At 28.6% G+C, this 14,828-nt stretch carries 18 protein-coding genes and 1 tRNA gene; 18 read left to right on the top strand and 1 reads right to left on the bottom strand.

Features of this window, described 5'->3' with window-relative positions; all coding sequences use genetic code 11:
• Nucleotides 1-25 precede the first annotated feature (25 nt).
• The 3 genes from G594_RS18655 to G594_RS0109030 all read left to right on the top strand — a co-directional run bounded on the left by G594_RS18655 (nucleotide 26) and on the right by G594_RS0109030 (nucleotide 2,287).
• Nucleotides 26-712 (top strand): sigma-70 family RNA polymerase sigma factor, encoded by a 687-nt coding sequence (locus tag G594_RS18655; RefSeq protein ID WP_051195955.1) that lies wholly within the window; start codon nucleotides 26-28, stop codon nucleotides 710-712.
• A gap of 525 nt (nucleotides 713-1,237) precedes the next feature.
• A complete protein-coding gene (locus tag G594_RS18650; RefSeq protein ID WP_051195954.1) occupies nucleotides 1,238-1,567 on the top strand; it encodes a hypothetical protein in 330 nt (109 codons plus the stop codon).
• Between the two features lie 186 nt (nucleotides 1,568-1,753).
• A complete protein-coding gene (locus G594_RS0109030; RefSeq protein WP_027098290.1) occupies nucleotides 1,754-2,287 on the top strand; it encodes a hypothetical protein in 534 nt (177 codons plus the stop codon).
• A gap of 289 nt (nucleotides 2,288-2,576) precedes the next feature.
• On the opposite strand, the gene G594_RS0109025 is transcribed toward G594_RS0109030, so the two are convergent.
• Nucleotides 2,577-2,659, bottom strand: a tRNA-Leu gene (locus G594_RS0109025).
• A gap of 1,364 nt (nucleotides 2,660-4,023) precedes the next feature.
• Between G594_RS0109025 and G594_RS0109015 the strand changes: the two genes are divergently transcribed.
• The 15 genes from G594_RS0109015 (at nucleotide 4,024) to G594_RS0108935 (ending at nucleotide 14,814) form a co-directional block, all read left to right on the top strand.
• The gene (locus tag G594_RS0109015; protein ID WP_027098289.1) at nucleotides 4,024-4,293 is read left to right on the top strand and encodes an HTH domain-containing protein; all 270 of its coding nucleotides are present in this window, start codon (nucleotides 4,024-4,026) and stop codon (nucleotides 4,291-4,293) included.
• 93 nt (nucleotides 4,294-4,386) lie between these two features.
• Complete coding sequence (locus G594_RS0109010; protein WP_027098288.1) at nucleotides 4,387-5,088, top strand: helix-turn-helix domain-containing protein; 702 nt, start codon at nucleotides 4,387-4,389, stop codon at nucleotides 5,086-5,088.
• Between the two features lie 20 nt (nucleotides 5,089-5,108).
• Entirely contained in the window at nucleotides 5,109-5,270 is a 162-nt protein-coding gene (locus tag G594_RS20110; RefSeq protein WP_155849301.1) for a hypothetical protein, read from the top strand.
• Nucleotides 5,271-5,296: 26 nt separating this feature from the next.
• Complete coding sequence (locus tag G594_RS0109000) at nucleotides 5,297-5,860, top strand: hypothetical protein (protein ID WP_027098287.1); 564 nt, start codon at nucleotides 5,297-5,299, stop codon at nucleotides 5,858-5,860.
• 139 nt (nucleotides 5,861-5,999) lie between these two features.
• On the top strand, nucleotides 6,000-6,965 hold the full coding sequence (locus G594_RS0108995) for a hypothetical protein (RefSeq protein ID WP_027098286.1): 966 nt from the start codon (nucleotides 6,000-6,002) through the stop codon (nucleotides 6,963-6,965).
• Between the two features lie 256 nt (nucleotides 6,966-7,221).
• Complete coding sequence (locus tag G594_RS0108990; protein ID WP_027098285.1) at nucleotides 7,222-7,899, top strand: hypothetical protein; 678 nt, start codon at nucleotides 7,222-7,224, stop codon at nucleotides 7,897-7,899.
• A 157-nt stretch (nucleotides 7,900-8,056) separates the two neighbouring features.
• Nucleotides 8,057-8,233, top strand: coding sequence for a hypothetical protein (locus G594_RS20105; protein WP_155849300.1), 177 nt, complete (start codon nucleotides 8,057-8,059; stop codon nucleotides 8,231-8,233).
• An 11-nt stretch (nucleotides 8,234-8,244) separates the two neighbouring features.
• Entirely contained in the window at nucleotides 8,245-8,496 is a 252-nt protein-coding gene (locus G594_RS0108975; protein ID WP_027098284.1) for a hypothetical protein, read from the top strand.
• 62 nt (nucleotides 8,497-8,558) lie between these two features.
• A complete protein-coding gene (locus tag G594_RS0108970) occupies nucleotides 8,559-8,915 on the top strand; it encodes a terminase small subunit (protein WP_027098283.1) in 357 nt (118 codons plus the stop codon).
• Between the two features lie 4 nt (nucleotides 8,916-8,919).
• Nucleotides 8,920-10,155, top strand: a complete 1,236-nt coding sequence (locus G594_RS0108965; RefSeq protein WP_027098282.1) for a PBSX family phage terminase large subunit — start codon at nucleotides 8,920-8,922, stop codon at nucleotides 10,153-10,155.
• 40 nt (nucleotides 10,156-10,195) lie between these two features.
• Nucleotides 10,196-11,527, top strand: a complete 1,332-nt coding sequence (locus G594_RS0108960; RefSeq protein ID WP_027098281.1) for a phage portal protein — start codon at nucleotides 10,196-10,198, stop codon at nucleotides 11,525-11,527.
• A complete protein-coding gene (locus G594_RS0108955; protein ID WP_027098280.1) occupies nucleotides 11,520-13,079 on the top strand; it encodes a minor capsid protein in 1,560 nt (519 codons plus the stop codon). The genes G594_RS0108960 and G594_RS0108955 overlap by 8 nt, the downstream gene beginning before the upstream one ends.
• Entirely contained in the window at nucleotides 13,079-13,270 is a 192-nt protein-coding gene (locus tag G594_RS0108950) for a hypothetical protein (protein WP_027098279.1), read from the top strand. Before G594_RS0108955 ends, G594_RS0108950 begins: the two co-directional genes overlap by 1 nt.
• Nucleotides 13,271-13,407: 137 nt before the next feature.
• Entirely contained in the window at nucleotides 13,408-13,923 is a 516-nt protein-coding gene (locus tag G594_RS18645) for a DUF4355 domain-containing protein (protein ID WP_051195953.1), read from the top strand.
• Between the two features lie 54 nt (nucleotides 13,924-13,977).
• The gene (locus G594_RS0108935; RefSeq protein WP_027098278.1) at nucleotides 13,978-14,814 is read left to right on the top strand and encodes a N4-gp56 family major capsid protein; all 837 of its coding nucleotides are present in this window, start codon (nucleotides 13,978-13,980) and stop codon (nucleotides 14,812-14,814) included.
• Nucleotides 14,815-14,828: the final 14 nt, after the last annotated feature.

The following is a 14,828-nucleotide window of genomic DNA, read 5'->3' as shown; positions in this document are numbered from 1 at the left end:
ATAAATCAAAAGATGGTGATTTAATATGAATAATGAGGAGTTAGTAAAGCTATATCAAAATGGAGATAATAAAGCCTTAGAGGAGCTTATATTGGATAATGAAGGTGTTATATATAAAATAGCAAATAAGTACAATGGAATAAATAGAGAGCTAGAACTAGAGGATTTATATCAAAATGGAGTATTAGGACTTATTGCAGCAGCTAAAAAGTATAAGTTTGATATTGAAAAGAAAGCTAAATTTATTACTTATGCAGTTCACTATATAGATAGATATATACATAGGGGTGTTAATGGTGGTAGTAGTAAGCATATAGGTAATAACAAACTCTATAATAGTTGTACAAGTCTTAATATACCTATAGGCGAGGAAAATGATATGGAGCTTGGAGAACTTATAGAGGATATAGATTATGGCTTTGAGAATATAGAGGAAAAACTATTTCTGATGAATTTAAGGAAGGAATTAGAGGAAGTTATGCAATCTCATAACACCTTAGAGCAAAGAGAAGTATTGAAGTTTAAGTATGGTTGGAATACCTCTCCAATGAGTTTAAATGATATAGCAGATATATTTAATATTACAAGGGATAAGGCAAAGAGTATAGAGGATAAGGCAATGAGAAGATTAAGGAATAGTATGTGGGCCAAAAAGAATAGGAGAGAGTTTGCAGAGCTTGGATATATAGATGGATTGTATTTAGGGATATAAAGTATTCGGAGTTTTCGGAGTCCCTAAAAAGATAGCGTTGCAATTCATATATAATAGGAGTTGCTAGATGTATTTAGGGTTTTGAGAATAGATATATAAAGTATACTGACATTTCTGACTCCCTAAAAGGGATATATTTAACTTTTTGAACACCCTAAAAGGTGATTGCGAGATTTGCGAGACCTTAAAAAGAAGGTATTTTACTTTATAGATAATGATATCAAATGATAGTGTTGCAAATATATACTAAGAAAACCTAAGATTAAAACTTAGAAAAACTTAGTATATTTAAATGTAAACTTTTGTTAAGTTTAAAAGTTGGGTTTTGTAAGGTTAGCGACTAAAAGTAGGTAACTTATTTTATGTTAAGAAATGTTAAGGTTAGAACGTGAAGGGGTTCACCAATATTATTGGTGAAGCTATATGATCCATTCTCCACAGGTGGGGAATATATATCCTCTTCATTTATGATTGAATTAATGAGCTTGTCAAAACTAGACAAAGTATAAATAAGGTGGTGTATATATGGAATCATTAATTAATTTAAGCAAAAAGTCGATATATATGAGAGAAAGGTTATATGATAAAGCATTAGAGCGTCTTAATAATGCTGATATAAGTGTCAGCTTTGAGGATTTAGGCTTTATTCAATGTAATGCTACTACTGGTAGAAAGATAAAGAGACCTATATTTGCAAAGGTAAATCTATATACAGTATTCAAGTTTTATGTCAATCTAGGTATAGTGTTTAGAGATGATAGTAAAAGGTATTATAGTTTAGAAGAGGCAGAGCAAAAGATAATTGATTATTACCAGGAGAATAATATTGATTATAAACTTGATTTGTTACGTTAAGACATCTATAGAAATATAGGTGTCTTTTTTATTTTATGGAAAAGAGTTCTTAGGTAAGTATTGAAAAGGAAAGTATTAATATTTATAGAATTATATTGAGTGAAGGGAGGGGGGGTAAAGTACAATACAAGAAAACTAAATTAGAAAGTATTATTAATGTAGAACAAATATAGAAAGGAGAATATAGTGGAAGAGAAGGATATTAGAGATATTATAGAAAAAGAAATAAATGAAGGACTAAAAAAATATTTAAATAGAGGAATTAAAAAAGTAAATTTACATACAATCTTTCAAGTGATTTGGATGTTTGAATTATATTATTTAGGAGCTAATTCAATTTATGAGTTTGCAATAAACAATGCTGAGATAAAGAAGTTGTTAAATAATCATACTATTGCTTTGCCCAAAGAGATTGAAATGTATAATAATATAATTAAGGATTACTTTGCATCATGGAGTGGATTTGTTATATTTTTTGCAATAGCTATGATTGTTTGTGGATTATTCTTTGCCTATATACGGGTAATTCCGAGATTGAGTGATTATATGTTAATATATAGGTATTCAGTTTATGGAATAGAAGCAGGGATGTGGCTTATTTTTATATATGCGACATATTTAGTGTATTTAAAATTTGGTGTGTTTTTTATTTTGATTCCTATGTTTGTAAGTATCTGTATAATGGCAATAGAGAAATTAAAAGAATATTTAGGGATATAATTTAACTTAAGAGATAGGTTTTGTTAAATATTTACGATTATTAAATAAAAATACAATGAAGAGATATTTAGAATAGCATATGTATATACATATTATTTTTGTATAACTAATAGTAATTATATAGATATTTAATAAATATTTATATTGATTGATATACGAAGAATATTAAAAAGAACTCTAGAGTAGGGTTCTTTTTTGTTTGGAAGTGGGAAAAGAAGTGGTAAATAAATAAAAATGACCTTATCAAATACTAGTTGAAGCAAGTGATAAAGTCATTCTTGTTAATTATTGGTGCCGCCAGTGGGAATCGAACCCACATGGTTTCCCGCACGATTTTGAGTCGTGTGCGTCTGCCAGTTCCGCCATGGCGGCATGAAGCAAGTAATAGAGCCATTTATGCAACAACTGCACACGTTCTTTTTAGAAAAACTGCACACAATCCTTTTTTTGTTGCAAAATTATAATAGCACATTCTGCCTTGCTTTACAAGGAAAACTTAACAAAATAAATTATGCATACTATCCTTTGTAGTGTGCATTTGGAATATACATTATTAGATAATAATTTGAGGTGGACACCAAGTCCCTGTCAATAATATAAGTTATTAAGAAATAAGTATAGTTCTTTGGAGCTGCGTTTCCCCTTAGCTCCAAGAGTAGAAACATATAATTAAGGTAAGTTGACTTTCTACTACATCTATTAATACATAATTTGATTTAGAAGCATTTTAAGAGCAGTTAAGATATTTGGGAGTATAAACATACTACTTATAATTTAAAGCTTATTAGAAAGCGTTACAAAGCATTATGACTATAAAAGTGTTATAGAGAGATTCTAAGGACAAGAAAACTAAAAGAGGTATGTTTATACTATTTTTTATCTTAAAGTGTCTTAAAAACATTGTAGGAGCTTTAAAGCGGGGAAATATTTTAGTGTCGTAACATTTTTTATATGAGATGCGGCTGGGGCGGAATATAATCTATTTTGGTTTTATAACCAAGGATATGTTTAGATGATATATACTACCTACAATAATAGATACCTCTACTTTAGCTTTAGAAGCTTCCTAAGAGATATTACTATTAAATTAGTAGTTATACATTATTTAATAGCTTAAAGCACACTACATACATTACAGAGCCAAAAGAGAATATTTTAAGATACATATATAATAATTAACCTATATTATATGTATCTTAAATAAGGATTAAGAAAAAGAGTAGTAGAAAGTAGACATACGGAATTATATCAACATACTCTAGCGGCTAAGGGGTAACGCAGCCGCTAAGAGCTGCAAAGACAGTTTAACCTACTTTAATACATGGCTTCCATTACTATTCTTTAAGCTACCTATTCTTTGGTTATTCATTTGCCATTAAGGCAAAAATGAATATAACCAAAAGTGCTAATCAACTTCTTTTATTTTTCTTTATTGTTTTATATGTTTCCGCTTTAGCGGAACATATAATATTGTATTATATGTTAGGCGGCAATATACTGCCGCTATTTTTACGTTAAATTGCCTATATAAATACGTTAAATTGCCGCTATCATATTTATTAATAGGCAATATTTTTCCTAAATGTTATGTAATAAAAGACTATAAGACATATTTGTCATTAAGTTATTGATTTTAAGTTAGAAAAACTTTTTAATATGAGAGGTGAAATACCTATTGACATATTTGTCATAAGGTATTATTATGTAAATATGATAAGAAAAGAGGAGTGCTAAAAATGAATTTTAATATATATAAGAAATTAGAATTATTAAGAAAGACTAATACTACAACATATGTTGTATTTGATGTATTAGCTAATATGGCTTTAGAGGACAAGAAGGAAGAATTTGAATTAAAAGTAGAAGATTTAGAAGAAATATTAAATATGAGCGGTAGGACTATAAGAAGGGCTATTAAGGATTTAAAAGATAATGGATATATAGAAATAATTAATAGAAGAGATGAAAACGGAAAAATTTTAACAAATATTTATAAAATTTTATAACTAATATGTGTATATAAAATATGCACTAAGTAATATTAGAGTGTGAGGCAAAGAAAATTAAAGTCTATTATAAATTAAAAAGGAGAGATGGATATGAGAATGGTTATAGCAAATGCAGAAACAATAGAAAATATAGGAAAGGAAATTAATCCAAGTGCAGCGTTTTTATATGTAATAATTTTAGGACACAGAAACGGAAAAACTGGAGAATGTTTTGTAACACAAGCTAATTTGGCAGAAAAAACTGGCTTTGGAGAACGAACTGTAAGGGATAATCTAAGGAAATTAAAAGAAGCTGGATATTTAGATTGGGTTAAAGGAAGTAATTTTAGTAGTAAGGCTAATAGTTATATATTCCCAAAAGAAAATACTTCTAAGGAAGTTGCGACAATAGAAAAAGCTAAATTAACTAAAAAGAATAAAGTTGAAGCTATTAAAAAGAATATTGATAATAAGGAAATTAAAATAGGGGCAAGACCTAATGTAAATCCAATGGAAAAAATGGTTACAGAAGAAAAGAAGAAAATGGCAGAATTAATAAAACTAGATAAAGATTTAAGGAAAAGAATAAATAGACTACAAGGAAGCCAAGAAAAGATAATGTATGAATCTAAAATAGAATTAATATTCCAATTAATTAGAACAGAGAAGCCTTATAAAATAATTTTAGAAGAAACCGCAGAGCTAGTTGACAATATGGGATTAATTGAAAAGATAGAATTAAAGGGAGTAGGAACTTTAAAAGATTTTGTTTATGTAACTGGTTGGGATGGAAGAGTTAAAAAATATGCTTAATATAAAGAGAGGTTATAAGAATGAGTAAAGTTATAAATTTAGAAGGAATAAGATTAGAAAATGCTTTAGCAAAGCAAGGAATAATTGTAGATAAAGAAAAATTTGACTTGAATGATAATGATGATGTAGAACTGCTAAAAAGTATATATATAGTTTTTGGTGGACTTGAATTAGATTTATAAAAACAAATTAAAGGAGAGAGAAAGAAATGAGAAGAGAAGAATTATTAAATAGAAAAGAAGAATTATTAAAGGAATTAGAAGTTATAGAAGCTGAATTAGAAGCCTTAGAAGAACAACAAGAGGGTATATTGACCCTTGAAGCTTTAGAAGATGCTATAAAGGTTTATGTGCCAAAAGAAAAGGAAGTAATAGTATTTAATGAAGAAGATTTAAAATACGTTGAAGATAATTTATTAGTATTTCCAGAGAATAAAGATACAGAAGAGAATAAAGATGAAGGAATGATATTAAGCATTGAAGCTTTAGAAGAAGCTATAGAAAATTATGAGCCAATAAAAAGAACTATACCATGTATAGATGCCGAAACCATTAAATTTATAGAAGAGCATTTAAATGTTAATGATGAAGTTGAAGGTGAGATAGTAGAGATGCATGGAAAAGTAGAAATAGATAAGACGGATTACTATAGAGCATATAAGAATGTGAAGCCAGAAGATAATCCATTACTAAAAATGAGTAAAAGAGAATTATTAAGTCCGTATGGAGCTAAACTTCTAGCTAGATACGGGCATCTGCTCAAAGCTGCTTAATATACGTATTGTACGTATGAAAAATAATTTGTAAAATTTTTTTAGTTGATATGTGTAAATAGCTCCCCTTTATGGGTAATAGGATTGGTGAAGTTGCAAAGATAGCAGCTATCTTATTATTTAAAAGGGGATAGAAAAAATGAATGAATTAATGAGTAAACTATACAATACAAAGGAAACTAAGACTACTAATTTTGGAAAAGAAGAACAAATAGGATTTAGCTTACAAGCAAAGCATCTAATGGTTAAAAAGCTTAATAAAAGAGCTTTAAGCATATGCATGGATTCAGATTATTACGTTTATGAGGATTGTGTGCAAGAGGTAGCATTTGTAATCATAAAAGCTGCTAAAACTTTTGTGGAAACAAAACAAGCCACTATGGAGCATTTAATAGATAATATATATAACTATGAAGATGAAACTCTATGCAAATTTTGGGGATATGCTTCAACTGTATTAGAAAGGCATATAAGAAATGAGTTGAAGCATAGAGAAAAGAGAGCTGCAGAAGATATTTTAGGCGGAAAAGTAGACTATTTACTATTTAGTACAATAGAGGATAAGACAAGCTTAGAGGATGCAACTGCTGCAGAAATAATTGATAATTTTCTATTTAATAAAAGTAAATTGTATGAGGGAGAAGATACATCTAATCCTTTTGTAAAATGGTTTAATGAGAATAAAGAAGAAATATTAACTAAGCAGCAACTACAATTTATTAATGCTGGAGGCATTGGATATAGAAAGGATAATGCATACCACTATAAAAAGAATATAGCAAAAAGAGCATTAAGCAAATATGCGGCATTACATTCCACAAGCAATTTAAAGAAAATAGAGTTAGATAATAATATAGAGATTTTAGAAGAGTTATTAAATGGAAACTTTTATAATGCATTAAAAGAATATATAGATGAAGATGTAGTAGTTGACATAATATATTCTAATAAGACATCTGTAGAAGATAAGAAGAATATAACAAACTTTATTCATGGAAAAGTAGATATACTAAATTTAGATACTACAATTAAGCTAACGTTATTATTCCAAAAAAAGTTAGGAGAATTAGAATACAAACTATGGCTAAAGCAGAATATAGCTTAGTTTTCAGAAGGGGACTTTTTGTCCCTTTTTATTTTTTTACTAAATTGTACTAATAAATACTAAAAAAGTTCTACCTGCTTATATACTTATTAGTATAATCATATTCAAAGAATAAATAATTTTTTCACTCCTTTTTTAATGCCTCCAGTTCTTGGGGGCAATTTTTTTTAATCTTTTTTAACTCCAAAATGTGTAAAAAGAAATTTCTCCTAGGTAATGGATAGACAAGAAAACATTACAAAGGAGAGAAATTATTATGATAAATTTAGAAAGTAAGAAAGCAAGATATACATTAAAGAACATTAATAAGATAGCAAAAATTTTCAATGTATCTGTTAATCAAGAAGGATTAGAAAAGAAACTAAGAAAAGAAATTGAATACTATTATAATAAGCGACAAGATATAAATAATGTAAGATATCAATATCAACATGACACACGCTCTCCTAGAGAGTTTGTGGAAGAAATATTAACCAACAATGAGCTGGAAGAAATATTAAAGGTGATTATGAAGAATAATAACAACGTACAAGCTTTACATAGATTAGGAAAATCTAAACCAGCAACGACAAAAGAAGAAACTTATAAGGTTAATGTACTTCCAGATTACTTAATTATTGATAAGAATAAGAGAGCTTATACCCTAGAACTACAATGTGGTGATTTAACTAAAAATTCTATATTTATTAAAAAGCATAAAATAAATGATAGTAACGACATTAATTACTTATTACTATTAGACACCTATCATAATAAATATTGTTTAATAAATCCTTTGGAGGTAGATAAGAGTAATTTTATTAAAAGCATACCTAACCTAGGAAATAAGGCGGGATTTAAAATACCTTTAAATCAAGATAATATATTTAACTTTAATAAAGAATGTTTTAATGTGCTAGATGCAATTAATTATAAGTGTTTTGCTAATGCATAAAGGAGGAATAAGGCATGGTTACCACAGTAGAGATTATAAAAGGATTAATTATAGGAGTAGCAGGAATATACCTATATATAAAATGGGATAAAAAACAACAAGCATAGAAGGAATTTACCTCTTTTTGTAGAAATGTAAATAAAAGGGGGTGAATAAAGTGGATGATGTATTAAAAGTTTTATTAGCTATTTATAATAAGTTAGAGGATTTAGAAAGTAGATTATCTAATCAAGAAGATTGTTTAAGAGAGATAAGAGATGAAATTGTTTTGCTAGGCTCTTCTATAAATAATATAGAATCTGATGTTAGTTCTATTAGTATAAACACAATGTAAGGAGAAGAATTATGATAATTAATAAGGGATATGAGGATTTTTGCATACTTAATACAAAAGTAATTGATGAAATTTCAATAGACTTATTGAAATATAAAAAACAAGGGTATCATTTAATGGTTAAAGGAGATAGTATTATATTATCTGATTGTAATATGAATCCATTACAGAGAAAAGATATAAAGGTATATCATTTTAATGGTGATATAAGAACTGAATATTTATTAAATATAATGCATTATTTAAATAAAAGTGATAGTTAAGGACTCTTTATAAGGGTTCTTTTTTTATATACATAATGACATAAGGAGGTGGCATAAATGCCATGAGTTTAACTATTAAACAAAAGAAATTTGCAGATATATATTTAGAAACTGGCAATGCCACTAAGGCAGCAGTAGAAGCGGGTTACAATGCTAAATATGCAGCGACAAATACAGATAAATTACTAAAAAATACTAAAATTAAAAATTATATAGATGAAAGACTTAAAGAGTTGGATAACGAAGCTATAGCAAAGCAAGAGGAAATATTAAAGACCATAACTGCCATATTAAGAAGCAAATATAGCAAAGATGTGGATAAATTAAGAGCAGCAAAGTTATTAATGCAAAAGTATGGAATGTTTACTCCAGAAGAAGAAGATAAAGATGTAATTATAAATATATCTTTGGAGGAATAATTGAATGAATATAGATTTAAAAATTTCTAAAAATATATTTAATGAAGCATATTTGCCTACTCTCTTTGATTATTCTTCCAGATATTGTATATTTTATGGAGGAGCAGGAAGTGGAAAAAGCCATTTTGTATTCCAACGGATGGTAATTAAAGCCCTTAATGATAAACGTAAAATATTAGTTATAAGAAAAAATGCGGTTAAATGTAGAGATACTTGCTTTACAATGCTTATAACTGCATTGGAGTTCTTTAATATAAAGAAGTATTGCAAAATAAATCAGACTATGATGAATGTAGAGCTACCTAATGGTTCTATTTTTTTGTTAAGAGGAATAGATGACCCAGAAAAAATAAAATCTCTTCCAGATTTAACGGACATTATCATAGAGGAAGCAACGGAATTAAACCAAGGGGATTTTTTACAGTTAGATATAAGATTAAGACATCCTAAAGCTCTTAATCAAGAGATGGTTTTAATGTTTAATCCAATAAGTAAGCAAAATTGGTGCTATAAAAAGTTTTTTGGGGAAAACAAAATAAAAGATAATATAAGAATATTAAAAACTACTTATAAGGATAATAGATTTCTTCCAGAAAGCAATATAAGTGTTTTAGAAAATCTTAAATATACAGATGATGTACATTATAGGGTATATTGCTTAGGGGAATTTGGAACGTTAAATAAACTTATATTTAATAAATATCAAATAAAGCAAGATATAGAGCTTCCTGCAGATACTAGATTAGTTGTAGGAATGGACTTTGGATTTACCAATGACCCTACTACTGCAATTCTTATAGGATATTCCCAAAGTACAAACAACTTATATATACTTGATGAAATATATAAGACTAATATGCTTACAGATGATATATATAATGCTATTAAAGCAAAAGGATTAGATAAATATAGGATAATTGCAGATGCAGCAGACCCTAGATTAATAAAAGAGTTAAAACTAATGGGATTAAAAATAGAAGCCGCTAAAAAAGGCTCTGATTCTATTCTTCATGGTATTACATGGTTACAAGCAAGGAATATTGTTATAGATAATAAATGCTCTAATGTATTAACAGAGTTACAGAATTATACATGGGAGAAAGACAAAAAAACTGATGAATATATAAATAAGCCAATAGACAAATTCAACCATGCCATTGATGCTATTAGATATGCAGCGGAACAATTTAACACAAAAAACAATTTAAGAACTATTACCAAGAGTGCTTTAGGAATATAGCACTTATTTTTATGCCCAAAAATAGAAAGGAGATAATATAATGATTACTTTTGAACAAGCAAGAGAGTTGTATGAAGATTTTAGATTAAACAAAAGACCTAGATTGGAAAAACTTAACAATTATTATAATGCTAATCACGCAATTCTTAATAAAAAGACAAGGGATAATGGAAAAGAGCCTACAAGAGCAGTTAATAACTATGCTAAATATATATCAACTATAACTACTGGATATTTTATAGGAAATCCTATTACTTATATTTATCAAGAAAAGGATAAATTGGAGGAGGTTGAAAAGATTTTTAAATATAATTATGAATCCTCCCACAATGCAGAAATTGCTCTTGATATGAGTATTTATGGGGTAGGATATGAGCTTAATTATCTAGATGAAACATCACAATATTGTTTTGCTTCTGTAGACCCTAGAAACGTTATTGTGATAGATGATGGTAGAATTAAACCACAAATAACTGATGCAGTTATTTTTGATGAAAAAGAGCTAAAAGATAATAAGATTGAGGTAATTATGGAGGTATATGATTCTACTTCACGCCATACTTATAAGTATATTAAAGATAGAAATAGTGCTACAGACTTTTCTTTTACTTTAGAGAAAGAAGAACTACACAGAATAGGTTATTGTCCTATAGTAGAATACAGAAATAATAAGAATAAGAAGAGTGATTTTGAAGATATAATAACTCTCATAGATAGTTATAATGATGTTACATCTTCCAGCATAGATGATATTAAGGATTTTACAGATTCAATTTTAGTAATAAAGAACTTATCTGGAGCTACCCAAGAGGATATTGATAGCATTAATGAAAATAAGGTAATGCTAGTAGATGGAGATGGAGCGGCAGAATGGCTTATTAAAAATATAAACGACACTTATAATGAAAATGTAAAGAATAGACTTAAACATGATATTCATAAATTCTCATTCACGCCAGACCTTACAGATGAAGCTTTTGCAGGAAATGTTACTGGTGTAGCTATTAAATACAAATTCCAAGCCTTAGAACAGTTAAGACAAGAAAAAGAAAGATGGTTTAATAAAGGACTAATTAAAAGATTTATAATGATTAATTCTTACTTATCTAAATATAACAAATCTATAGATTTAATGGAATTACAAATAAAATTCCAAGCAAATCTACCTATAAATACCACAGAACTTATCCAAAATGTTAATAATGTTACTGGTATTATATCTCATAAAACACAACTTGCAATGCTTCCATTTATTCAAGATGTAGATGCGGAATTAGAACAATTAGAGGAAGAAAAAACGGCTGCTAATCCATATTCCCTAGATGATTTTAAAGTTGATATTCCAGAACAAGAAGAGAATGTAGATGAATAATATTGATTTTGAAGCTAATCAAGAGTATTGGGAAAAGAGAATAGAAGCAGCTAAAAATACCTTTTTATCTAAAAAAGATAAGGATAAGGCTCTAATAAATGCATATAAGAAAGCCTTAGATGATATTCAAATAGATATATTGAAATTATATGAAAAGATTGATAATGAAGAAGCAACTCTAACAGACTTTCATAATTACAATAGGTTATCTAAGCTCCAGAAGCAAATTAACTCTACCTTAAAACAATTAGGTAAGGAAGAAATTAAGTATATGAATAGCACTATAAAGGATGCTATTAAAGCAGGAGCTTCTTTAGATAGTAATTTTGCATTACTAAATAAGAAGGTTATAGATAAAATGGTATCTTCCCCTTGGATTGGAGAAGATTTTTCTAAAAGGGTGTGGAAAGAATTAAATAACCTAGAATTTACATTAAATGATGTATTGAAGCGTGGAATTATTCAAGGAGAAACTATAGCCAAGATAGCTAAGAATATAGCAAAGGAAATGAATAACTCCTATGGTAGAGCTTACACATTAGCAAGAACTGAAACAATGCATTACTTCAATGAAGGTGCTAAAGAGAGTTATAGACAAGCTGGAATTAAAAAAGTTAAATGGTTTACTGCTACAGATGAAAGGCGTTGTAGTGTATGTGGAGCTATGCATAATAAAGAATATGCAATAGATAAAGCTCCTATCATACCAGCACATCCACGTTGCAGATGTACCTATATACCAGTAATAGATATTCCAGAAGATAGAGAAAATATGATTAATAAATTAAAAGGATTAGATGTAGAATCCTATACAAACAAAAGAAAATTAGGTAGAGATATATTAGATACTTTAGGATTAAATGAAACTTATGTAATGATAGATGATATAAAAGATTATGGATTCTGCACACTTAAAGTGAAAAATAATATAGCTTATTTAGACAATTATGTATTAAAAAGTAATGATATAAGAGCTAAAGAGTATCAAATTAAAACTGCTTTTCATGAAGCATTTCATGCTTTAGCTACTGGCAGGAAAACAGATTATCACATTAATAAACATTGGTTAGAAATAGAAGAAACTTTTGCAGAAAGTGCAGCACACTATTTAACTAAAGTAATGGGGATTAATAAAGATATAGCTCCAAGTTACCCAGAAAAGCTTATAGAAATGCTTCCAAGACTTAAAAAATTACCTAAGTTTAAGAATTGTAATACTATAGCTGATTTTGGTAAAATTGCATTAGAAGAAAGATTAAATGGAGCTGGTTCTGAATGGGCAACTCTTTTTAGAGAAGCTAAGAGCCAAGGATATAATTATATAGGATATGCTAAAAAACACTATTTAGATTATATCAAAGAAAATAAAGAAGAGTTAATAGATGTAATGCTAGAGAATATACCAGAATATAAAAAGTATAAGCCTAACATGATGGATGACCTTGAATATGCAATAAAAAAAGTGGATAAAGAACTTAATTTAGATGGTAATGATAAGTTTGTATTTCAAAGAGTGTTATCTATTGTAATAAATAGAGTGGGGGTGAAATAATGTATTATATTCCTATGGAATGGGTAAAGAATCCAGATAACTTAGACAAAGTATATAGTATATTGAATGAATTGACCAATGATATTAAGCCAGAAGATGGTGATTATAAGCAAGAGGATGCTATAAGAGATATTAGAGCATTAGGAGAAGATATAATAGCAGAAAAGCTATTAAATGAAATATGGAAATAATTTAATATGTATTCAAGAAGCCTTAATAACTAAGACTTCTTTTTTTATGCCTTTTTTACTTGGAGTTAGGCATTAAAGAAACAACATGGATTTAATTTAATAGTCATACGGACTTTAAACGGTTAGGAGAATTTAATATGGAAGAAAATTTAAATTTACAAGAACAAGAAACAACAACTACTACTGCTGCTACAGAGGAAAAACAAGAACAAAAGTTTTTTTCACAAGAGGATGTAGAGCAAATAGTTACTAAGAGATTAGCTAGAGAAAAGGCTAAGATGGAAAAAGAACAAGAAAAACAAAAGAGATTAGCTGAAATGAGTGCAGAAGAAAGACTTAGAGCTGATATGGAAGAACAAGCTAATAGGCTTAAAGAGTTTGAAAGAAAAGCTCTTGTAGCTGAACTTAAAGACAAAGCATCTTCCAATTTAAGAGCTTATGGAGTAGATAATTCATTTAGTGAATTTCTTATAGGTGAAGATGAAGAATCTACGTTATACAATGTTAAGAAATTTAAAAATTTATGGGATGTAGCATTAAAAAATGCAGTTGATAAGGCATTAGCTGGTACAACTCCAGCAGCTCCTAAAACTGTATCAAGTTTAGATGAAACAGACCCACTATTAAAAGCTTTCAATAAGGCAGGTTGGTAAATCCAATCTGTTTTTTTATTACAAAAATTATTAATTATAAGGAGGTAGCTAAATATGGCTATTATATTAACAGAAAAATTTGCAGACAAAGTAGATGAAAAATTTAAGGTAGGAGCATTATCTGGTGCTGGAGTAAATAAGGACTATTCATTTGAAGGTACAAAGACAATTAAAGTAACATCAGTTCCTACTGTAGCTATGAATGACTATAGCAGAGAAGGATTAAACAGATATGGTACTGCTACAGAGTTACAAAACACAGTACAAGAAATGACACTATCTAAGGATAGAGCATTTACATTCACTTTAGACAAAATGAATGAAGAAGAAACTAAGATTAAGGCATCAGAAGCGTTAGCAAGACAAATTGATGAGGTTATAATCCCAGAAGTAGATAAGCATAGATTTAATGTTATGGCTACTGCAGCAGCAGATGTAACTATAGAAGCAGGGAAAGCTTATGAAGCTATTTTAGATGCCACAGAGAAACTAGATGAAGCTTTAGTGCCACAAGCAGGAAGAGTTTTATATGTTTCAAACTCATTCTTCAAGGATATTAAATTAGACCCTTCTTTTGTATTAGCATCAGAAGCTGGTATGGAAATTAAGTTCAAGGGACAAGTAGGAGAAATTGATGGCTATACAGTAATCAAAGTGCCTAATACTTACTTACCAACAGATGTTAAGTTTATTGCTTGTCATCCAGCTGCTACAGTTGCTGCTGATAAGTTAGCAGACTATGTAATCCATATGAATCCAGTAGGAGTTAATGGTTCTATAGTTGAAGGTAGAGTATACTATGATGCTTTTGTCCTTAATAGCAAGAAGGGTGCATTAGTTAAAGGGAAAAATGCAAGACTTGAAATGAGTTTAAAAAGCAAAAGCAAGTAGTATAAAAGGTAGGT

Source organism: Clostridium paraputrificum AGR2156 (genome assembly GCF_000424025.1).
GTDB classification, from domain to species: domain Bacteria; phylum Bacillota; class Clostridia; order Clostridiales; family Clostridiaceae; genus Clostridium; species Clostridium paraputrificum.
Note: the sequence above shows the minus strand (reverse complement) of the source record. Positions and strands in the feature narration are given on the sequence as shown.